The organism is Pseudoalteromonas sp. NZS71 (assembly GCF_015864715.1).
GTDB lineage: Bacteria > Pseudomonadota > Gammaproteobacteria > Enterobacterales > Alteromonadaceae > Pseudoalteromonas > Pseudoalteromonas arctica.
In genome coordinates this window covers 28108-49620 of the sequence record NZ_JADYWS010000029.1, presented here as the reverse complement: position 1 = coordinate 49620, position 21513 = coordinate 28108, and the positions used below count along the sequence as shown (strand labels likewise).

The window sequence follows — 21513 nt, the reverse complement described above, 5'->3', positions numbered from 1 at the left end:
AACTATTAGATAGTTTTACCAGTAGATTTAAAGATACGTAATTTCTTACCATCTTCAATCTTGAAACCTACACGATCAGCTTTACTCGTTTCCGAGTTGAAGATCGCAACGTTTGATGCATCCATAGATGCTTCTTTCTCAACAATGCCGCCAGCTTGGTTCAATTGTGGAACCGGCTTTTGGTGTTTCTTGATCAAGTTTATGCCTTCGACAAAGATTCGACCAGATTCAGTAACAACTGAAAGCACTTTTCCGCGCTTACCTTTGTCTTTACCTGCTAGTACGATTACTTCGTCATCACGACGTATTTTTGCTGCCATGATTGGCTCCTTACAGTACTTCTGGGGCTAGTGAAACGATTTTCATGAACTTATCATTACGAAGTTCGCGAGTCACAGGGCCGAAAATACGTGTACCAATTGGCTGCAAGTTATCATTTAAGATAACAGCCGCGTTGCTGTCAAAACGGATCAAAGAACCATCTGGACGGCGAACACCTTTTCTGGTACGCACAACTACCGCGTTTTTAACATCACCTTTCTTCACTTTACCGCGAGGAATAGCTTCTTTTACAGAAACTTTAATGATGTCGCCAATCGCTGCGTAGCGACGGTGTGAACCACCAAGGACTTTTATACACTGCACTTTGCGAGCGCCGCTGTTATCAGCAACTTCCAGCTGAGTTTGCATTTGGATCATGTTAATGACCTCCGGTGTAGTAATTACAACGTGTCTAAAATTCGTTTAAAAATCAGACATTTCGATTAAATCCCAATCAAAAAACAAACGAGTTGTCTCTTAAGGGCGGGCAATTGTACCAGCATTGAGGGGGTAGTGATAGGTTATTTTTTAATTAATTTAGAGCGTACGGTTATTAAAGTTGAGTAATTACGGCTATGTAGCTATTTTACAGGTGGTTACAAAACAAACAAGGCACTATATAAGTGCCTTGTTTGTTTTGACTATAGATGATTAACCGAATAAACCTTTTAATTTATCTTTAATCTTATCCTTTGCTTTGTCTTTGGCTTTTTCTTTTGCCTCATCAACCTTCTGCTTAGCTTCATCTTTAAGCGCATTGCCTACATCAAGCTTTATACCAACATCGTGGAAAGGCCCTTTTATACGTAGTGGTATTTTAAAACCAGTGCTGTCATCAGTGGTCCCCTGTCCTTCGATTGATCCAACTATGCCTGTAACCAAACGGTAATTAACTGTTGTTTGCAGTAAATCAACATCGCCTTCACCTGATATTCTAACGAGTGGGCTAATAAGTGATAAATCAGTATTTTTACCAACACCATTAGTAAAGTTAAAACTTCCCGTTAGTGCAGAGAAATCTGTTTGCTCTGATTCTTCAAACCCGGTATCCAGCCCTTCAGACGCAGCACCAAAGTTTCCTGAAATGAGTTCCTTACCTTTACGAACCATCTCAGCTATATTCGCACCTTTTACAGCTCCATCAGCAAACTCAAATCCAAGTTTTCCGTTAAGCGCACCAATAAACGACTTTTGACTTTGGCCAGTTGTGTTTAGGTTCCAATTTAAAGAACCCTTACCCATTAGCTTGTCAAAACCTGCCGCATCAGTTAATAAAGGCTGTGCATCTATACCAGCTAAGTCAAAGTTAGTTGATATTTTATAAGGCACTTGTTGTGCGTTTACATTAATAACGCCTTTACCTGACCCTTCATAAGCAGAAAAGCTATCTAGGCTTAGTTTTGCAACGCTATTTTTTAAAGCAACAGTAAATTGATTGGCGCCCAACTTAATATCGTTAGCTTTTAATCCACTTGAACGAATAACTACATTCGCATCTAGTGAATTTAACGCACTTAGATCAATTTTAGTGTCATCCCATACTATTGGCTCTGCAGGTTTATCATTTTGCTCTACTGGCTCTTCTTGTTTTGCTACTGCTTCAGGTAGGTACGGGTTTAAATCAAGCATACCTAAATCAATATCAGCATTTACAGCTAAACGCTTACCTAGGTTAAGCTCGCTCTTACCTTTTATTTCCAATGCGTCTAACGTCGCAACTAAATCTTCTAAATTAAATTTCTCACCTGCTAGGTGCATTTTACCGTTTACACTAAATGCGTTAAAAGCATTGTCTTTAGCGTCTAACTCTACACCTTGCCATTTCGCAATACTTTTAACTGACTCACCGCTTAGTGATAACTGACCTTTAATATCTTGGCCTTGCCCAGCGATGCTCCCTTCGAACGTTAGATCAACTAAACGAGAATCTAAGGTTTGTTTAACATTAAAAGTAGCACCTTCAATTGCTTTAGCAGGAGTATCTAATTTTATATCAAGCTCAAAACGCTCCTGCATATAAGTAATACCCCCTTTTACTTCTAATGTTTTACGAAGTGATGGAAGTAAAATAGCGAGTTCTAAATCACTAATTTGTTGCTTAGCACCTGTTAGACCATCTAGATAAGTAAATGTGCCGCCATAAATAGCAACCTCACCTAACTCAATATCAAAGTTATCTGGAAGCTTTATCGCTTCACCTGATTGGCTTTGCTCTTTAGGTTGCTCTGCAACTGCATCAAACAACTGCCAATTAGCTTTACCATTTTTGTCAGTTTCTAATAGGATATTTGGTTCATTTATAACAAACTTATCTAATTTAAACTCACCACCAAATAATGAAAACCAAGGTATGTGTACAGCAAGCTGTTTCATACTCGCCATATCGGCGCGCGAACCTGATTCCATATTTGCAAAATGCACGTCGTTAAGTTCTAACTTTAATGCAGGGAATACGCTAAGTGTTTTATCACCTTTAATAGTAAGAGTGCGCCCAGTTGTTTGTTCTACCTGCTGCGACACTTTATTAAAAATAGTATCAGTAGGAATTAAAAACGGTGCGGCAACAATTAGTGCTATACATAGTAAAAGTATTACACCTACAATTTTAAGTAAGGTTTTCATGATCGTCCTTTCAAACGTGCAAATAATGCTCTTATCATAGCGAGTGTTAGCCTTAAAATCATTGTAGTTGATGTAAAAAAGCCACTAAAACCATTTTACCTGTTCTATATGAATCTTTCCTGAAACATTTTGATACCTTTAGGTTACAAATAAATATTGACCCGGTGATACCCCAAGATTACATTGATACCCAGAGGTTACAAAATATCAAATACTATTACAGGATGAATATTATGAAACAACAGGATATTAAAACTGAAGAAAAGTTTATGAGTCAAAATATATGGCTTAGTATAAGCACAGCCATGGTTTGTTTACTTCTCAGTGTTTACTCACTAATAAAGCACGATAACGAAGGGTTATTATTTGTTGGATTGGGCGTTTCTTTTTATGTAGTTATAGTGATTATTTACCTCATTAAAGGGGGCTTTCCGTTAAAAATGTATTTTCAATACGCTTATAAAGATGAGTTTCTAAACACCATTGATACTAATGCCTATAAACATTTAAGTTTTGCATTTGTATTTTGCCTTCTTGGAGTTTTTTATAATGGCGATGAAATAGCTAGCGAGGTCTCGCATGCAACTATGGCAATATTCTACCTAGGTATCATGCTCTTGGTATATGGCGCTTCATTGCTTTGGCAAAATCGTGATTAGGAGAGGAAATGCAAAATAACATAGCAAAGTATCGAAAAGAAGCTGGGCTTTCACAGCAAGAACTTGCTGATGCTATTAACGTGTCGCGCAAAACAATAAGTACCGTAGAAACAAACCGGTTTACGCCGTCGGTAATAATTGCTCTAAAAATAGCAAAGCATTTTAATACCTCAGTCGAAAGCCTCTTTGTACTGGATGAAAATGATTGATACATGTTAAAGCATTAGTCTCATTTTATTAGCAAAAATACCGATTTAGTCACTTCAATTACAACGTATGGAGGACAGCGCTGTTGTTATTAGCGTAATTGCGCTAAAATAGACCAGCAAAAAAATATATATCTAAACCGGAGATTCTACAAGGCATGAAAAAACTGCTAATTTCACCGTCAAAAATGACGCTAGGCGAACAAGAAAATCAAATCTATCAGAACATTCTGAAGCAATCTTCAGAGTTAAGCCTTAACCTTATGGCCGTGAAAGTAGAAAACCACCCTGATGATTTTTTACCTTGGTGTTACGAATTGCTAAGTGCAAGCAGAGATCGTATGAACTACGATTTGCTAGAGCCACAGCAGTTACCAGTACTTAAGAAGCTACACGATCAGCTTATTTCAGCTATCAGCTTTTTACAGGTTAAAACTTTACGTATTGCTCCGTGGCCTGTTGTAAGTGTATTTGTAGAACAACACAAAGACGTTATTGCACTTGATGAACAGCTTCGTTTGGTAGACTACATTAAAAGCATTCGTGAACAGTCTCTTAAAGATATGATTCCTGAAGACTTACTTGCGTTTAGCGGTAAGCACATGGCATCACTTGATCCAAGCACATACAACTTTGACGTTGAATGGTTTGCATCTACAAAAAGTGCAAAGAGCTTCCATCAAATGCTTGGTGATTTACCAGGTGCTTTTGACGATGCACTAGTGAATATTCCACTTGAAGGTGATATTACTCAATATGAGTATCAACAATTTGTTGCTGCTTATTCAAAAATATTTACCGACAACAACGAAAAACCAACACTTGCGCCTGCAACACGACTGCTTGCAATGCGTCGCCCTGATTTATTTACTCCGATTACAAATAATCGATTAGATGCATTATGTGGTGCCCTTGGTGTTTCTAAACTTAAAAATAGTGATTTTGAACGTTACTGGCAAGATATCGTAAAAGGTATTCAAGCTATGTCATGGTACAAAATGGCTAAACCTAGTAACGAGTTAGAAGAACAATTGGTTGCTATTAAAGCATTAATTCCATGTTTCTTTCACTACGCTGATGCTAAAACACCAGATAACTCTAACTACATTAAACTGCTAACCAAGCCTAAACGTACTACAACTACAACAGGTAAAACTCAGCGTAGAGGTAAAGAGTCTGCAGAAATTTTAGTAGACCGTGCTCTTGCTGCTGACGATATTCCTGAACACATTCGCAGTAAACGTGATTCAATTGTGAGTGAAGTACAAAAAGGTCGCAGCGTAAACGAAACAATTAGCCTTATGCGCACTATATTCGGCTAAAACCTTCTAATTTAGCCGTACTTTTATGGTGCGGCTAGGTTAATTTATGCACCAGCAGTGTGCGCAACATCTTCCTTCATGTTATATCCCCACCCTATTCATAAAATTCAAGCTCATGTTTTTAATAAATAAAAAATAATTTTTAATAAAAAATAATGAAGCTGGCACATACAGTGCAATTATCCCGTTAGTTAAACAATAAAAAGCCGTCAGCCTAAAGGTTCCGATTACATAATAAAAACCTTGGCGAGCAAAAATCATATAACGGGAAATGGACATGCTAAAACTAAAAAAAACCATCGCTATAAGTGCTATAGCATTAATGGGCGCAACATCTTTAACGTCAACAGCCGTACATGCTGAAGTAACTGCTAATGCAGCGGCAACATCAAACTACTTATGGCGTGGTCAAGAGCAAACTGGGGGCGATGCAGCTATTTCAGGCGGTATTGATTACGCCAATGAATCGGGCTTTTATGCAGGTACTTGGGCTTCAAACGCATCGTGGGCCGATGAAATGACCTATGAGCTTGACTTATATGCAGGCTTTGGTGGCGATATTAACGAAAGTGTTAGCTACGATGTTGGTTATATTTATTACGCTTACCCAGACGCAGCTTCTGAAGCAGACGCAGATTTCTCTGAAATTTACGGTAGCATCAGTGTTGAAGGCTTTACCTTTGGTGCTTCAGTACTTGCAACATCAGCTGCAAGTGGTGATGGTACAGACTTTGGTGATTCACTTTACCTCACAGCTGACTACGGTTTTGCTGTTGGCAGTAACGGCACTGAAATGGCACTTCACTTAGGCCATTACTCTGGTGACTTTATTGGTGATGACAATATTCTAGATTACGGTGTATCAATTTCGAAAGATGGTTTCACTTTTGGTTTATCTGATACAGATATGGATGATTCAGATATTAAAGCTTACGTTGCTTATTCTGTAGACTTTAATTTATAAGAAAGAATGTGTTACTTGCTGCGACACGAAGGGCCTTTTGGCCCTTTTCTCGTTTTATAGCTGTTTTGCTTTAAATGGTACCTTATTACATTGTACTTCTACTGTTTTAGGGTACCAAGCTGGGCCGATTTGATTCACAACCACCTCAGCTAAACCATTAGTAAACGATTTATACGTATGAACGCTTTGCCACTCCCCTTGTGGGCAATGTGTTGTTAAATCTAACGGCTCTGATCCCTCGTACAACGCAAGTGCAAAATTATGATGCCACTGTGAGCTTTTTAGCGTTTTATTGCTTACTTTGCTCTGTATACCGTTATCAAAGTAAATATTTGTACACCCCGTTAAAATAATCAGTGTGCAACCGGCTGCAAATAGCTTGATGCTCATAATGTCTCCCCTAGTATTTGCTCTTGGCACCACACTTTAATGGTATGGGGCGAGTATATTCCAAGCGTAATTAAACTCAGCGCTCCATCGCTAAACGTTTGTTGTGACTGCATTTGAATAACCGGTGTATTTGAACATATTTGTTTTACGTCTACCCGCTGCTCACCCACTACCCCCCATAAATAAAATGGGCGGCTATCTTCGAAATTAGCTTGGCTCGTTATTTTTGCTGTTGCCTGTGGCTGAATGGTTACCGCAGAACAAGCACTGAGGCTTAATGCTATCGCCCCTATAATTAATGGTTTCATACTCTTCCTTATAAACTAAATACCAGTAAGGTAACTTTATAAGAGAACATAAAATATTAGCGTAAAAAGCTGTGGGGAATATGTAGAAACGCTATGAAGTTTTATACAGTTTATTACACATAAAGGCCGCATAAATGCGGCCCTTAAAGTAGTAAACTTAAGTGGTTAGTAAATAAATAGACGTCAGAATTTAGCTAAATTATTTTTACTGTCTTTGTCGACCAGCTTAATGTAAGGATCTACCCCCGCAAATAATGGTTTTTCTTTTACTTTTAGCTCAATAGTATTGGTACCAGACACTATTTGATGCTTTTGCGAGTAAATAACAAAGTCTTCAGCTAGTAAGTTTTCAGGGTCGTCGCTAAATAATGCAATATCAATTAGCTCATCGAGCGGCTGCTCGGTTTCTTCACCTTGTCCATCGGCATGCTGCTTAGTTGCTTCAACGCTCAGTGTTACCGTATAAAAACCTTCGCTATCAACATCATCTGTAACCGACACTTCTTTCATTTCAAGCTCATAAAGCGTTATATATTTAAACTGATCATCAATAAAACGTTGTTCAGCTTGTGTTGCATCTCGCTTTAAATAACTGAGTAAATCAAGTGTGGTTGGGTATGGCGTTGATTGGTATTTAAACTCATTCAAAAATGCTTTAAGTGCGGCATTTAAGCGTTTTTCGCCTAAGCGGTCATACAAAGCCATCATCGCAACTGAGCCTTTATTATAGTGAAGATACAGCTGACCCTGCGTTTTATATAGCGGCATTTCTTCAAAGGCTTCACCTGTACGGCCCATTAAGTATTTATCTAGCTCGTACTTTAAGAATTTACGAAGCTTCTCGGCGCCAAAGCGTTTTCTTAGCACCATTAGCGCACTGTATTGCGAAAGTGTTTCAGAAATAACAGCACTGCCCTCTACATTAGCCCCCGAAACTTGATGCCCCCACCATTGGTGCGCAACTTCATGTGCGGTTACATAGTAAGGTAGGTCAACTTTATTCTCATCTCTTAAGTCTGTAATAAAACCAATACTTTCAGAGTAAGGCACCGTATTGGCAAAACTTTGCGCAAACGAGCGATACTTAGGAAACTCAATAATACGTAACTGCTTATGCTGATACGGGCCAAAGGCTTGTGTGTAGTAATCTATTGAGTCTTGAACTGACTCAATCATGCGGTCAACATTCCATGCATGATCTTTGTGGTAGTACACCTCAATATTTACACCGTTATGCTCAACTTTTTTACTTTCAAGCTCTGCCGAAAGCACAGAGTAAAAATTTATAATTGGAGCATCCATTTCATAAACAAAAGTACGGCGCCCGTCTTTTACACTCTCACTTTTTAAGTAACCTGGTGTAATAGCAAATTGTGACTCATCGGTGGTTACCGTTGCCTTATAGTTTATAAAGCCATTAGCAGGCCCAAACTCATTTTGCGTATAATAGCGGCTGTCTTCTAGTTTATGTGCGCGCTCAAGTTCAGGTAAATCGTGCTTGCGGCGCTCATACTTATCGGCAATTTGAAAATACTTTTGATAACCAAAATTTGGTAATAATTCTCCATTATTTACAAATGTACCGTTGTGCACGAGTTGAGTATCAGATCTTCTATCAACAAAACCGTCGTGTTCACGAGAAACTAAAAGCTCACCTTCGCGTACTTCATTAGGCATTAGCGGTTGTTCAAACTCAAACCATACCATGCCAAAATCGGTTAAACGCTCTACTATTTTTCCGCCCGCCATTTTTACATCCCAGCTTTTAGATTGGCTAGGCTCATTAATTAACACACGGGTTATTGGCTCGTTTGCGGTATTGGTAAACTTAATTTTAGCCACGGCATTTAAAGCACGCTTTTTAGGATAAATATCAATGTTTAAATCAACATCAGTTATTATAGGCAGTGGCAAGTCTTTGTATTGTGAAAACTCTTGCTCATACCTTACTTGTAGCGCTTCGTTATCATCACTTGTTACAAACTCGTTGATTACACGGGTGTTGTAATAAATGTTATAACCCGCGCCCACAAATACCAATAAACTTATAACGGCTGCAATCTGGCCTTTTAAAGACATGTTGTAACGTACTAAAGATAAACGAGTACGCAATGTTTGCGACGGGCCGCGATGCCATAAAGCAAACCCTACAATAGCTAAAAACACACTCAATGCCCCCCAATATAGGGTATACCAATGCGCGCCTTGTAAAAAATGTCCATAACCGTTTATATCTGAATAAGGTACGCTACTGCTTTGAGAAAAATGATACATATGATGCTCAAACCCGTAAGCACCCATTACCATTTGAGCAATGTAATACAGAATAAATAAACCCATACCTATGTATTTATTAGGGCTAATTATTTGTAAAAAGAACGCCAATATAGCCATCATAATAAAAGGCAGTAATGTAAGGTAACCCAACCTAAATAAGTACTGGCCAAGCTCTAGGTTAAATTGCCCCTTAAACAGTTGCACTGCAATGGTAAACATCATGCCTACTAAATAAAGACCACAAACTGCAGTGATTAACGCAATAATTTTAGATACCCAAAACACACTGTTATGCACCGGGAAACTGTCAACAATATCACCCATACCACTGTGGCGTTCTCGCCAAACCAGCTCTGCGCTGTAATAAGCAATAATGATAAACATAAACAAAGCGGAGGAGTTTTGAATAATGCCCACCATGTTTTGTGTAAGCGGCCAATCTGTTGTGCCATACGCGCCAATAGGCGCAAAGAGTGGTGCGAGTAACATAGTAATACTGACACCCGCTAAAATCATAAAAGGGGCACTTAATATAACCTGCTTAAGTTCAAATAAGCTGCGCATTACTAATTGCGATTGCGTATTCCCCCCTTTTGACTTGTAATTTTTAGCGCTGCTAATAAGTGCTGCTTGTTTATTTTTTACAAACGTTGAGACAGCAAATTGCTTTTTCTGTTTTTTACTTACTACGCGATTACCTAACTTTCCGAGGCCAAAAAACATCGCTAAACTTATTGCTACCCATAAAATACGGTTAATTAAAAAATCGCCCGAGAGCGTTAACACTTCGGTATTTTTATCACTTACAGTCCAGTAACGGGTTAAGTCAATTAACGAACCGAGGCCGAATGGATCTGCGTAAACAACAATATTCCTAAACGCTAAATCATCAAAATAGATACTCGCCAATTGGTAGGTTATATAAATCACTACGGCCGTTACATATACCGCCATCATGGTTTTAAAATAGACCGCCACACTATTAAAAATAGCACTGAGTACCAGTAAGCTGGGTATTGCTAAATATAAAAAAGGCGCTGCGTAATATATAAACTTATTAGGGCCTACTAGCTCACTATCAAGCCAGCCAACCAACAAGCCAAATTGAGATCCCAAAAACACGCCTAATGGCACAGTTAAAAAAACAACTAGCACAACCAAGTAAGCACCAAAAAAACGTCCTGATTGATAAGCAAGAGGATTAACGGGCTTACTAAAAACCAGCCCATCCATTTTGCTTTCACTGTTGCGAATAGCAGAGCTGGCAACAAAGTTAACCACTAAAAACATAGCGAGTGTACAAAATGTAACGGTTAAAAGCATAATAGAGAAAGGCGAGTTCATATGAACATTCGCCCCACCTAACGGAAACTTACTACTGGAGCTTATAAAAAACGCCATAAAAAAGAATATTAATGAGGTCACATAAAACGAAGGCTGACGCACAAAATAGCGCAGCTCAAACGCGAGCATATTAAAAAACATAGCGCCCCCTTATGCTACTTGGCTGTTACGATGATTAAGCAACGTAGAAAAATACACATCTTCTAGGTTTGCACTGCTGAGCTCAAAACCTTCAGGGGCTTGATCGGCTAATACATGTAATATGGTTTTCCCTGCAAATAAGCGCTTAGAAATAACAGGCAGTTGCGGTTCAAGCTCTAGCGCTTCCTCTTGGCTCATGGCTTTGCGCCAGATTTGCCCTTGGAGTTTATCGGTAAGGGCAAGTGGGTTGCCCTCTAATAGTATTTTGCCGCCGGCCAGTACGGCCATGTTTGGGCAAAGCTCTGCTACATCTTCAACAATGTGAGTCGATAATATAACGACTTTTTGCTCACCTAAGCTTACTAACAAGTTATGAAATCGATTACGTTCCTCTGGGTCTAACCCTGCTGTTGGTTCATCAACGATTAGTAAATCAGGGTCGCCTAATAACGCTTGAGCAATACCAAAACGCTGGCGCATACCGCCCGAAAAGCCACTTACGGCTTTAGAGCGATGTTGATATAAATTAGTGTGCGCAAGTAATCCTTCAACCGACTCTTTACGCTCTGCTTTATTATGAATACCCTTTAAAACAGCCATATGATCTAGCAAGTCGTAAGCACTAACGCGTGGGTAAACACCAAAATCTTGCGGGAGGTAGCCTAAACGTTGGCGCAGACCCTGTGGGTCTTTAAATACATCAATGCCATCAAAAGTAATTGAACCTGAATCAGCCGACTGCAGTGTTGCAATGGTACGCATTAGCGATGATTTACCTGCGCCATTTGGCCCAAGTAATCCAAACATCCCTTTGCCGATAGATAAATCAACACCTTGTAGTGCATGTACGCCATTATCGTAGGTTTTAGATAACCCTGTTATTGATAGCATTTTTACTTCCTTGAATATGAGTAATTATTTTTATAATGTTTTATATCACAAGCAAAACAGGAACATAAGTTACTTGTTAGTTAAATTTGTAACAACAAATAAACATAATTTAAACTCATAACACTTGCCTGCACTGTATTCACTCGGTATAAAAACCACATATACTTTTTATAAGAAGCGAAAAGCCATGCAAGATCACCAAAGTCAACCATTAAACGACTTTATAGAATACCCACACGACGAAATGCTAAATCGTGCTAACGAGTTTTTACAAACCAGCCAACGCCGCCATAGCATTCGCAGCTTTAGCGATCGCCCAGTACCAAAAAATATTATTGAAGCATGTATAAAAGCAGCTGGCACAGCACCAAGTGGAGCGAATCATCAGCCTTGGCATTTTGTGGCTATAAACAGCAGTGATGTAAAAAAACAAATAAGAGAAGCCGCCGAAAAATTAGAGCGTTCTTTTTACGAAGGCAGAGCAGGTGAAGAATGGTTAGATGCGCTAAAACCGTTAGGTACCGATGCTAATAAGCCTTATTTAGAGCATGCACCTTGGCTTATAGCTGTATTTAGTCAAAAAAAGGGGGGCGTAAGCACCGATGATAAAAATACGAATTATTATGTGCATGAGTCTGTTGGTTTAGCTACCGGCTTTTTAATTCAAGCTTTGCATCGTGCTGGTTTGGCAACCCTTACTCATACTCCAAAACCAATGAGCTTTTTAACCGACATATGTAATCGCGATAAAGATAACGAACGCCCATACATGCTACTTATTGCAGGTTACCCAAGTGATGATGCAACAATACCGGCTCATGCACTGGATAAAAAATCTATCGATGAAATAGCTACGTTTATTTAGTATTTTCTTGTCGGCAAAACCACTCATATAGCAAAGCAATGATCGACTCAACTTTTGGATCGGTCAATGAGTAATAAATAGTGTGCCCTTCTCTGCGAGTAGCAACCATATCTGCCTTGCGTAAACTTGCTAAATGCTGAGATAACGCTGACTGTGCTAAAGGTACATTTTTATTTAGCTCACCTACACTTTGCTCACCTTGTAATAAACTACATAAAATCATTAAGCGATTTTTGTTAGCCATTAATTTTAAAAACTGTTCGGCTTGCTCTGCGTTGACAGCTAGTTGTTCAATATTCATTTTATTATTTCTCTTTTTGATACCTTTTTAAGTATAGACTTTTACATTAGTAAGTTCTAATATAATTAACATTAGGTTTTACTAATATTAAGATGGCCATGAAACTAGCGATGCCATTTTATTAATCGGCGGAAGTGCTGTAGCAGTATCCGCACTATTAAGTTACTTTATATAAAGTAACTTTCAGTTTTTAACGTTATTTATAAGTATTAACTCAATTCAACCTACTTATACCAAGTAGCACCTATTAATGTCTTTTTTAAGAAAAAGAGGATTTACAAACTAATGCTTACATCAATCCCTGACTTACTAAAAATTATCACACCTAACCAACGCCGTATTGACGCAGCGCAAGCAAAACTCGAGCTTGAACAAAATAAAGGTTTACTTATTGATGTGCGAGAACCTGCAGAGCACGCGACAAAATCGGCTGCCGGCGCTATAAATATTCCGCGTGGATTACTCGAGATGAAACTAATGGAAATAGAAAAAGACGCAGCTCGCCCTATTTACGTGCACTGCGCAAGTGGTGCACGCGCAACGTTGGGAGCAGAAGCATTAACGCGTGTGGGTTATGAAAACGTGACTGTTATTACCTGTGACGCAAACCAAATATGTAGCGTATTTTAAGTATCTACTAAGTACTTATAATTATGCGCCTAACAAAGGTAGGTGTTTAACGCTGTGATAAGTCAGTGCTAATTTAATACACTCTTTAACTGGGTGTTCTGGTAATGGCTTTTCACTATTTAACACTATTGCTCTATTTCCTTCAAAGATAAGATTATGAGAGTACAACTCTCTAAATGTGCTTACTAGCTTAGATTGGCAATGAAAAAACAAATAACACGATGAGCCCTTAAAGCCTACGCGAATGGGGCTACCATTTATTGTGTTATAACTTGGCTCTCCCCACTTTAAAGACTCTTCAACAGCTCCTAAGTTTTGCTCTTGTGCTACGGTATAAATTAGCTCTCGTAATTGTATAAGCGTACTTTTAGCTGCCTCAGGATGATTATTAAATATATTTTTTATATCCGTATTCATAAAAACATCCTTATAAGTATTACAAGTTTAAAACAGGTTACTTTTGCTGCCTTTCATCAACTAAAACAAGTAGCATCTGCTCAATATTTTTAACACTATAAGTAAGTGCTCTCAGTAGCTCTTTCTCACTTTGCTCTGTTGCCTGCTGCGACGTTTTACCTTGATTAGCCAATACATCTTTTTGCTCAAGTATCGCCTCTCTAAACTCACTCGCATTAACCACACCAAGCAAAGACACTAAAGCACCATTTCCTGACTGCCCTGCCGTTTCAAAGCTTAAACGATATAATCCAAAAATTCGCATGAGCGGCCCTTGGCTTAACCCTACATCTGTTATTTTTTCAAGCGGAATAGATTTTTCTTCTTTAAATAATATGCCACGTTTAACTACCAATTTTTGTGGTAATAAGTCAGCCGACATAGCTGCGAGTATTCGCCCGCCCACCAGCCATACAATCGCTAAAACAATGGGTAACAACGGAATAGTCACCAGCGCTAGTACACTAAAAAAAGCGGCCATTAGCATCCAGTATTGCTGAACCTTCGGGTCGAAAGATGCACTTTTTAAAATATGTTTTGTCATTGTTTTAATCCTTTATCTATATAACTACAAATACACTCTGCAAACTTCAATAATCTCTACTCAATCTTACAAACTAATAACGACTTTTATAGCAAGAGCAATAAACACAACCCCCAGTATTTTATCAAGCCATGGGTTCTGCTTAGTAAAACCAAAGCGATTTTTTGAAACCTCAGTAAGTACTGCAACTAGTAAATACCAACCTGTATCAATTACAAACACGGTTAAGCACATAATAATGCCAATGCTTAAAGTGAGATTTTGCGGGTCAATAAACTGTGAGAACAAGGCTAAAAAGAAAATAGCGAGCTTGGGGTTCAAAAAAGCAATGGCAAAGCCATCTTGTAATGCTTTAACTGCGCTTATCTCACTTTTTTGTACTTGCAGTTCGTCATTATTGGGTTTTGCTAATAGTATTTTTAAACCTAAATAGGCTAAATACCCAGCGCCTAAATATACAAGTACTTGGTATACCGTTGGAAACTGAGCCATCAATGTCCCCAAACCAAGTAACGAAGCTGCCGCATAAAGCCCAACACCCACGCCATGGCTAAGTGCAGCAAGCATACCGTTTTTCATTCCGCCACTCATTGTATGCTTTAGTACAATTGCAAGGCTTGGGCCTGGCGACATTGCACCCATCATGCATACAACTACTAAACTAAACCACGCTGCTAATGTCATTCTTATCCTTATAGTTCATCGTTTTCTATTAATAATATATAGGCCGTTATTTGGCCTTGAAAAGCAGTCGCAGTATTTATACTTATTACTTTCCAACCTTCTTGATTTAAGTGGTATATGCGCTCATTCAAAGCATCTACATCAATGCCGTTACTAAAAAAACCACGCTTTTTAAATTCTACTATTTTTTGCATTGTTTGTTATCCATTTTATAAGCGGTAGTCAAAGTCGTAATAGTGAATGCCCTGCTCAATGCGTATTTTCATACTGCCAGTTAATCCTTTTAGCTCATTTGTGCCTGAATCAGGAATAACATTTAAAATAAGACTGTCTTGTCCTTTATTCATAGTGCCAAAGTGTTGCAGTACAAAACTGCCCTGCTTACCTTCAAGCTCACCTATCACTTGCTCTATTGCCACGTAACCTGCACTGCCTTGGGTAGACGTCATTGCGCTAAGCATCTCGCCTTGGCTTGTAGCATTTAAGTCACCTTTAAATGTTTTATCGATCGACATACGTCCTAAGTTAATACCTTGCTGCCCTTTGGCATAACCTTCAATAGGCGCTAAAGCCACTGTAAATTCACCGCTTATTATTTTTGTTGTCATAACAATTCCTTATTGATGATATTTAATACTATTGATTTTTAATCCGATGATGCCATATCTATACCTTAACCTTTAAAAAGAATCCACTATGTCAAAAAACACCTCTGCATCCGAAAAAGCCGCTTTTAGCAGCTTATTACCTGTTTTTGCTTTTATAAAACCTTACAAATGGATGGTAGTAGCTGCGCTAGCCGCGCTATTGGTCACTGCGGGTGTTAACTTATCACTAGGTCAGGGGGTTAAGTTTGTTATTGATCATGGGTTTATTGCAGGCTCCAAAGATCAATTACAGCAAGCTGTACTGGTACTCATTGGCTTAATCAGCTTATTAGCGATCGGTACCTTTAGCCGTTTTTATTTAATGTCGTGGATTGGCGAACGAGTCAGTAACGATATTAGAAAAGCAGTGTTTAATCGCATTGTAACGCTACACCCTAGCTACTTTGAAGAAAACCGCAGTGGCGAACTTATGTCGCGTTTAACCACCGACACCACATTACTGCAATCAATTATCGGCTCATCATTTTCTATGGCACTGCGCAGTGTACTTATGTTGATTGGTGGCTTAGCTATGCTGTTGTTTACTAATTTAAAACTTACTTTAGTGGTTGTAGCCTGTGTACCGCTGGTACTTGTTCCTATGATGATATTTGGTCGCAAGGTACGTAAACTAGCAAGCTCTAGCCAAGATGCCATTGCCGACATAAGTACCTATGCCGGAGAAATCATACAAAATATTAAAGTAGTGCAAAGCTATAGCCACGAAGCACAAGAGCAGCATGCCTTTGCGCTTGAGACCGAAAAAGCCTTTAACGTGGCTAAAAAACGTATTAAGCAACGTTCATTTTTAATAGCTGTAGTGATTTTTTTAACCTTTAGTGCCATTAGCGCTATGCTATGGGTAGGTGGCAACGATGTACTTGCAGGTACCATGACAGGTGGTGAGCTAGGTGCGTTTGTGTTTTACGCTATTATGGTGGCAATGTCGGTGGCAACCGTTGCTGAAGTATATGGCGAACTACAACGTGCAGCAGGCGCGGCGGCAAGGTTACTTGAGTTACTTGCTGTTAAAAGTGAGATAGAAAACCCACTAGATCCACAAGACGACAGCTTACTGAAAGATAGTAGTAGCCCTGCTATTACGCTTGAAAATATAAGCTTTAACTATCCTTCTCGCCCAGACGTAAGCGCGCTTAATAAAATAAGCCTAAATATAAATCAAGGCCAAACCGTGGCAATTGTTGGCCCTTCTGGCGCAGGTAAAACAACGTTATTTGAATTGCTACAACGTTTTTACGATCCGGCTAGCGGAGCTATTAAGTTTAAAGATGTAAACATTAAAGATTTATCGCTTAATACTCTGCGTAATAAAATGGGCATGGTAGCGCAAAACCCTATTTTATTTAGCTCCGACGTAATGCATAACATCCGCTACGGCAACCCAAGTGCAACCGATGAGCAAGTATATGCCGCAGCAAAGTATGCGCATGCCGATGAATTTATCAAACAGTTACCGCAAGGTTATAACAGCTTTTTAGGTGAGCAGGGTGTGAGGTTATCGGGTGGGCAAAAGCAGCGTATTGTGCTTGCACGTGCCATATTAAAAGACCCTGAAATACTTCTTCTTGATGAAGCCACCAGCGCGCTGGATGCGCAAAGCGAACACCATGTACAAGCTGCACTTGAGCATTTAATGCAAAACAGAACAACGTTAATAATTGCCCATAGGCTGGCAACGGTAAAACATGCCGATGTAATTGTAGTGATGGAAAATGGGGAAATCATAGCAACGGGTACTCACCAAGAGTTGTTAGCAAGTAACCCGTTGTATCAAAAACTGTGTGAATTACAGTTTAATAAGGATTAACCTTCGGTATTTGGCACTATCTGAATTTCTACGCGACGGTTTTGAGCACGGCCATTTGCACTATCATTAGTTGCAATTGGGCGTGTTTCGCCATAGCCCATAGTGCTAACACGTGTAGCCATAATTTGTTGGTTCACTAAGTAGTCTTTCACACTTTGTGCGCGTTCACGCGATAGGTTCATGTTGAAGCTATCTTTACCCGTACTGTCAGTATGCCCTTGCACACTAAGGTAGGTTTTTTCGTATTTGTTCATCACTTTAGCAATCGCATCTAACGTATCGTTAAAGCCTGATGAAATATAAGACTGAGCAGTCGCAAACGTAATGTTTGATGGCATTACTAAACGTAAGTTATCGCCTTCACGCACTACTTCAACACCTGAACCCGCTAACTCATCACGAAATGCTTCTTCTTGCTTATCCATGTAGTCGCCAACAGCAGCGCCCGCCAGTGCACCAATAGCTGCACCAATAAAAATACGTTTATCTTTATGATTACCCGTAGCCTTACCTAATACACCTCCGGCTGCGGCGCCTATAGCGGCTCCTTTACCTGTGTTATTCATTTCACAACCAGAAAGTAATACAGCTACTACGGTTACGCTTAAAAGTGATTTAGTTAAAGTCATGGTGATACCCTATTCATTAAGAATTTAGCAAGAGTATGCAAATACATGTATGAACAAACTATGAAGAGAGTGTTAAAAGCAACGCATCTTGCTTGATTGTTAAACAGACCTCAAACTAATGTGCCATTTTAATAAAAATGTCATACTACGCTGTGACAATTTAATGAATTTTACAAAGGATATTGGCGCAATGTTAATTGCTATTTTTAGACAGTTTTTTTTACTAGGGTGTATGAGCTTTGGCGGCCCTGCTGCGCATTTAGGTTATTTTAAACGCCACTTTGTAGACTCGTTAAATTGGTTAACTAACACGCGTTACGCACAACTTATTAGTTTAAGCCAAGCACTGCCTGGGCCGGGCTCTAGCCAAGTTAGTTTTGCTATTGGTGTTGAGCGTGCTGGAGTACTGGGCGGTATATCTGCTTTTGTAGGTTTTACTCTGCCTTCGTTTTTAATAATGGTGCTACTTGCGGTTAGTGCTCATCAGTTTGACGCTGTTTACTTTGCTATTATTGCGGGCTTAAAGTTATTTGCCGTTGTTATAGTTGCTGATGCCACACTTAGTATGGCTAAAAGCTTTTGTACAAGTGCTGCGCTTAAGTTACTTGCTGTAATGAGTACACTTGCTTTGGTGTTATTTCCAATGATGGGTACTCAAATCGCTATTTTAATAACCGCTGCAACAATGGGTGCTATATGGCCTTTATTAAAACTTGGTACAGCCACAGAAAATGTTAGCAGTACAAAAAGTAATATTAATTGGATTGCACTGGGATTATTTGCGCTCTTACTTGGTGTGAGCTTTATTCCACTAGGGCATGAGTTCGCTTTGTTTGCCCCTTTTTACCAGGCAGGTGCAATGGTGTTCGGCGGCGGACACGTAGTACTGCCGGTACTTCAAGCTGGCGTACCAGCATTAAGTGATGATCAGTTTTTAAGTGCTTACGCGAGTGCACAAGCAGTGCCTGGGCCTATGTTTACTATTGCTACTTACTTAGGCGCACAACTTACTACAGAACAACCTTTAGTGGGTGCTCTTATAGCTACACTGCTTATATTTATGCCTGGTTTTTTACTTATTTTGGCATTTCAGAAGAGCTGGATTAACTTGGCAAGTAAGCCACGCTTTGCAAGCTCAATAGCAGCGCTTAATGCCGCGGTAGTCGGTTTTTTAGCGGCTGCACTGTATTCGCCAATTTGGACATCAGCGGTGCATAACCTTTGGCAAGTTGCGTTAGTAATAATTACATTTGCATGGCTGCGATTTAAAAAGCCACCTATTTGGTGGCTCTTAGCTTTATTTATTGCTGTGGGTCTTTTACAACACTATTTGCCATCACTCTAAATGTTGGCTTATCTGTTTGTTGCTCACTCGGTGGGCTTAATTGCCCACTAACACTTTGATATGCCCTAAGCCCAAACACGGGTAATACCGCAAGTAAATGGTCCATTATTTCGGCTTGTAAATGCTCGTACGAAATCCAGCGTTTGTCTTCACTAAAGCAATAAAACTCAATAGGTAAACCATGGTTTAGTGGTTGTAGCTCTCGTACCATTAACGTAAGCGACGTATTAATTTTACTGTGCTGCTTTAAATAGCCTTCAGCATAGCGACGAAATAACCCTAAATTAGAAACCTGAGCAGGTAATGTCGTCACTCGAATATAGTCGTGCAGCGGAATAGCCGCATCAATTTGTTTTCTAAACTCATCACCCACTAAACAAATGCTGTGCATATCAATATTGAGTGAGCGTTTAATACGTCTACCGCCCGACTCTTGCATCCCGCGCCAGTTTTTAAATGAACCCGCAACTAGCATATAAGTTGGAATAGTTGTTATGGTGTTATCCCAATTACGTACCTTTACAGTATTTAAACCCAAATCAATTACTTCGCCATCGGCGCCGTAATTTTCTACTTGAATCCAATCACCATAGGTTACTAGGCGATTTGCTGCTATTTGAATACTGGCTACAAAGCCTAAAATAGTGTCTTTAAATACTAATAACGTAACGGCAGCAATAGCACCAAAGCCAGAGAGAATATAAGTAGGTGACTTCTCAAGAAAAATGCTCACAATTAAAATTGCACACACAATAAAGGTTATTAGCTTAACAACCTGAATTAAGCCCTGAATAGGGACCTCGCGGGCAAACTCTAACTGGTTATAAATAGTACCCGCAATGCTCACAATACTGCTAAAAATAAAACCAGCATAAATAATAAGCAAAGCTTGTCCTATCGTTTTTAGTATTTCTCCTGCAATTTCATTAACTGGGTATACGCTATCAAACGTAGCTAAAAACAATACGCAGCACAGCATTCCGGCAATACGCTTATTTAGCTTATTAAGCATAGGAGAAAGCGCACCAATTCGCTCAGGAGAAAGCCTCGTCACTATTTTTTGAATGCCAGGTAACATTAATCTACGAGTAAATAAGTAAACAATCAATAAAGAAAATATCCCTATTGAGACTGCGGTAATTGAGCTAAGAAAATCCGCGTCGGGTACTTTTTCAAACCAAGGAGCAATTAATTCCTGAAGATGGGTGTTGGTCATAGTGTTTCAATTTCCTTACTGATTTGTGGTTCAGGTAAATCTTGTTGAGCATAAATGTCGGCAAGCTGCTGATCTTTAGCAACCCATAGCTCATTCACATAATGTTGAAAATTAACTTTAAATACGTCATCGCTTTGATAGCTGCCCTGCATATTGTCATTAATGGGCGTTACGTCTATTGAAACATAAATAGAATCTAGCTCACCTTTTAGCAAGTTACGACAAACGTGATCTGTCTTACCGCTATATACTAAACTTGTATTAAGCATGGCATCAAATTGATCGGCTAATACTTCAAGCGCAAAAGCAATGCCGCCAGCTTTAGGCTTTAATAAATACTTAAAAGGACTTTGTTGCAGTTTATGTTTGGCTGGCGTATAGCGTGTACCTTCAACAAAATTAATGATGGTAGTAGGGTGATGACGAAAATTACGACAGCTACGCTTCGTGCGCTCTACATCCAACCCTTTCAACTTTGGATTTTTAGCTAGTTGCGCTTTGCTTACCCGTTTCATAAACGGCATACCCATAGCCCACGCACCAGTGCCAATAAAAGGCATGTATTTTAACCCGTCTTTTAAAAAGAACTTAGGGGCAGGCAATGCATGTAATGAGCTAAGTACAGTTATATCTAACCAACTCGCGTGGTTACAAATAAGTAAATACCAACTTTTTGAGTTTAAGTCGCCACTTATATCAACCACAATGTTAGGGCAACCTAACCAAAGCCCTAAACGGTTGCCGTTACACCAACCTCGGTAAGCGCTGTGTAATATAGAGTTAACCACAGGCAAAGGCAGTAATAACTTAATAAGCCCTAGTACAAATACTAGCGAGCCAAAAAGTATCATGTTAGAAAACAATACGCAGCCTACAATTAAGCCGTTAAGCCAATTTGGTAACCACTTTTTTAGCATAACTGT

The 21513-nt window shown here is 39.3% G+C and carries 24 protein-coding genes; 8 read left to right on the top strand and 16 right to left on the bottom strand.

Annotated elements, in window-relative coordinates:
• Positions 1 to 5 precede the first annotated feature (5 nt).
• The 3 genes from rplX to I6E85_RS17120 form a co-directional block, all read right to left on the bottom strand.
• Positions 6 to 320, bottom strand: a complete 315-nt coding sequence (gene rplX / locus I6E85_RS17130) for a 50S ribosomal protein L24 (RefSeq protein WP_002959496.1) — start codon at positions 318 to 320, stop codon at positions 6 to 8.
• Between the two features lie 10 nt (positions 321 to 330).
• Positions 331 to 699: a 50S ribosomal protein L14 gene (gene rplN / locus I6E85_RS17125; RefSeq protein WP_002959498.1), complete on the bottom strand. Its 369-nt coding sequence runs from the start codon at positions 697 to 699 to the stop codon at positions 331 to 333.
• Positions 700 to 972: 273 nt separating this feature from the next.
• The gene (locus I6E85_RS17120; RefSeq protein WP_197237178.1) at positions 973 to 2943 is read right to left on the bottom strand and encodes an AsmA family protein; all 1971 of its coding nucleotides are present in this window, start codon (positions 2941 to 2943) and stop codon (positions 973 to 975) included.
• 233 nt (positions 2944 to 3176) lie between these two features.
• Between I6E85_RS17120 and I6E85_RS17115 the strand changes: the two genes are divergently transcribed.
• From I6E85_RS17115 to I6E85_RS17100, 4 genes are all read left to right on the top strand, one after another.
• Positions 3177 to 3602, top strand: a complete 426-nt coding sequence (locus tag I6E85_RS17115) for a hypothetical protein (RefSeq protein WP_024608095.1) — start codon at positions 3177 to 3179, stop codon at positions 3600 to 3602.
• Positions 3603 to 3610: 8 nt separating this feature from the next.
• Complete coding sequence (locus I6E85_RS17110; RefSeq protein ID WP_024591361.1) at positions 3611 to 3811, top strand: helix-turn-helix transcriptional regulator; 201 nt, start codon at positions 3611 to 3613, stop codon at positions 3809 to 3811.
• A 155-nt stretch (positions 3812 to 3966) separates the two neighbouring features.
• Positions 3967 to 5130: a hypothetical protein gene (locus I6E85_RS17105; RefSeq protein ID WP_024591362.1), complete on the top strand. Its 1164-nt coding sequence runs from the start codon at positions 3967 to 3969 to the stop codon at positions 5128 to 5130.
• A 277-nt stretch (positions 5131 to 5407) separates the two neighbouring features.
• Entirely contained in the window at positions 5408 to 6094 is a 687-nt protein-coding gene (locus I6E85_RS17100) for a TorF family putative porin (protein WP_024591363.1), read from the top strand.
• 54 nt (positions 6095 to 6148) lie between these two features.
• On the opposite strand, the gene I6E85_RS17095 is transcribed toward I6E85_RS17100, so the two are convergent.
• From I6E85_RS17095 to I6E85_RS17080, 4 genes are all read right to left on the bottom strand, one after another.
• A complete protein-coding gene (locus tag I6E85_RS17095; protein ID WP_024591364.1) occupies positions 6149 to 6484 on the bottom strand; it encodes a hypothetical protein in 336 nt (111 codons plus the stop codon).
• Complete coding sequence (locus tag I6E85_RS17090; RefSeq protein WP_024591365.1) at positions 6481 to 6792, bottom strand: Bor family protein; 312 nt, start codon at positions 6790 to 6792, stop codon at positions 6481 to 6483. Before I6E85_RS17090 ends, I6E85_RS17095 begins: the two co-directional genes overlap by 4 nt.
• 183 nt (positions 6793 to 6975) lie before the next feature.
• On the bottom strand, positions 6976 to 10554 hold the full coding sequence (locus I6E85_RS17085; RefSeq protein WP_197237177.1) for a M1 family aminopeptidase: 3579 nt from the start codon (positions 10552 to 10554) through the stop codon (positions 6976 to 6978).
• Positions 10555 to 10563: 9 nt separating this feature from the next.
• Positions 10564 to 11445: an ABC transporter ATP-binding protein gene (locus I6E85_RS17080; RefSeq protein ID WP_024591368.1), complete on the bottom strand. Its 882-nt coding sequence runs from the start codon at positions 11443 to 11445 to the stop codon at positions 10564 to 10566.
• A gap of 187 nt (positions 11446 to 11632) precedes the next feature.
• On the opposite strand from I6E85_RS17080, the gene I6E85_RS17075 reads away from it, so the two are divergent.
• Positions 11633 to 12310: a nitroreductase family protein gene (locus I6E85_RS17075; protein WP_024591369.1), complete on the top strand. Its 678-nt coding sequence runs from the start codon at positions 11633 to 11635 to the stop codon at positions 12308 to 12310.
• Here the strand turns inward: I6E85_RS17075 and I6E85_RS17070 are convergent.
• Positions 12303 to 12611 (bottom strand): helix-turn-helix transcriptional regulator, encoded by a 309-nt coding sequence (locus I6E85_RS17070; protein WP_010554926.1) that lies wholly within the window; start codon positions 12609 to 12611, stop codon positions 12303 to 12305. The genes I6E85_RS17075 and I6E85_RS17070 overlap by 8 nt on opposite strands.
• A 285-nt stretch (positions 12612 to 12896) precedes the next feature.
• Here I6E85_RS17070 and I6E85_RS17065 point away from each other — a divergent pair, with 285 nt between their 5' ends.
• Positions 12897 to 13241, top strand: coding sequence for a rhodanese-like domain-containing protein (locus I6E85_RS17065; protein ID WP_024591370.1), 345 nt, complete (start codon positions 12897 to 12899; stop codon positions 13239 to 13241).
• 21 nt (positions 13242 to 13262) lie between these two features.
• Here the strand turns inward: I6E85_RS17065 and I6E85_RS17060 are convergent, their stop codons facing one another.
• The 5 genes from I6E85_RS17060 to I6E85_RS17040 form a co-directional block, all read right to left on the bottom strand.
• Positions 13263 to 13658, bottom strand: coding sequence for a DUF1801 domain-containing protein (locus tag I6E85_RS17060; RefSeq protein WP_024591371.1), 396 nt, complete (start codon positions 13656 to 13658; stop codon positions 13263 to 13265).
• Between the two features lie 37 nt (positions 13659 to 13695).
• Positions 13696 to 14241 carry a PH domain-containing protein gene (locus I6E85_RS17055; RefSeq protein WP_007584611.1) on the bottom strand — a complete coding sequence of 182 codons (546 nt, stop codon included), beginning with the start codon at positions 14239 to 14241 and terminating at the stop codon, positions 13696 to 13698.
• Between the two features lie 66 nt (positions 14242 to 14307).
• Positions 14308 to 14925, bottom strand: coding sequence for a LysE family translocator (locus tag I6E85_RS17050; RefSeq protein WP_024591372.1), 618 nt, complete (start codon positions 14923 to 14925; stop codon positions 14308 to 14310).
• A gap of 8 nt (positions 14926 to 14933) precedes the next feature.
• The gene (locus tag I6E85_RS17045) at positions 14934 to 15119 is read right to left on the bottom strand and encodes a hypothetical protein (RefSeq protein ID WP_024591373.1); all 186 of its coding nucleotides are present in this window, start codon (positions 15117 to 15119) and stop codon (positions 14934 to 14936) included.
• Positions 15120 to 15134: 15 nt separating this feature from the next.
• Positions 15135 to 15533: a DUF3224 domain-containing protein gene (locus I6E85_RS17040; RefSeq protein WP_024591374.1), complete on the bottom strand. Its 399-nt coding sequence runs from the start codon at positions 15531 to 15533 to the stop codon at positions 15135 to 15137.
• Between the two features lie 88 nt (positions 15534 to 15621).
• On the opposite strand from I6E85_RS17040, the gene I6E85_RS17035 reads away from it, so the two are divergent.
• Positions 15622 to 17400 (top strand): ABC transporter transmembrane domain-containing protein, encoded by a 1779-nt coding sequence (locus I6E85_RS17035; RefSeq protein WP_024591375.1) that lies wholly within the window; start codon positions 15622 to 15624, stop codon positions 17398 to 17400.
• Here the strand turns inward: I6E85_RS17035 and I6E85_RS17030 are convergent.
• Entirely contained in the window at positions 17397 to 18029 is a 633-nt protein-coding gene (locus tag I6E85_RS17030; protein ID WP_007584604.1) for an OmpA family protein, read from the bottom strand. The genes I6E85_RS17035 and I6E85_RS17030 overlap by 4 nt on opposite strands.
• A 190-nt stretch (positions 18030 to 18219) precedes the next feature.
• On the opposite strand from I6E85_RS17030, the gene chrA reads away from it, so the two are divergent.
• Positions 18220 to 19374, top strand: a complete 1155-nt coding sequence (gene chrA / locus I6E85_RS17025) for a chromate efflux transporter (RefSeq protein WP_024591376.1) — start codon at positions 18220 to 18222, stop codon at positions 19372 to 19374.
• Here the strand turns inward: chrA and I6E85_RS17020 are convergent.
• Both I6E85_RS17020 and I6E85_RS17015 read right to left on the bottom strand, forming a co-directional pair.
• The gene (locus I6E85_RS17020; protein WP_007584595.1) at positions 19331 to 20590 is read right to left on the bottom strand and encodes a mechanosensitive ion channel family protein; all 1260 of its coding nucleotides are present in this window, start codon (positions 20588 to 20590) and stop codon (positions 19331 to 19333) included. The genes chrA and I6E85_RS17020 overlap by 44 nt on opposite strands.
• Positions 20587 to 21507 carry an acetyltransferase gene (locus tag I6E85_RS17015; RefSeq protein ID WP_197103292.1) on the bottom strand — a complete coding sequence of 307 codons (921 nt, stop codon included), beginning with the start codon at positions 21505 to 21507 and terminating at the stop codon, positions 20587 to 20589. Before I6E85_RS17015 ends, I6E85_RS17020 begins: the two co-directional genes overlap by 4 nt.
• Positions 21508 to 21513 lie beyond the last annotated feature (6 nt).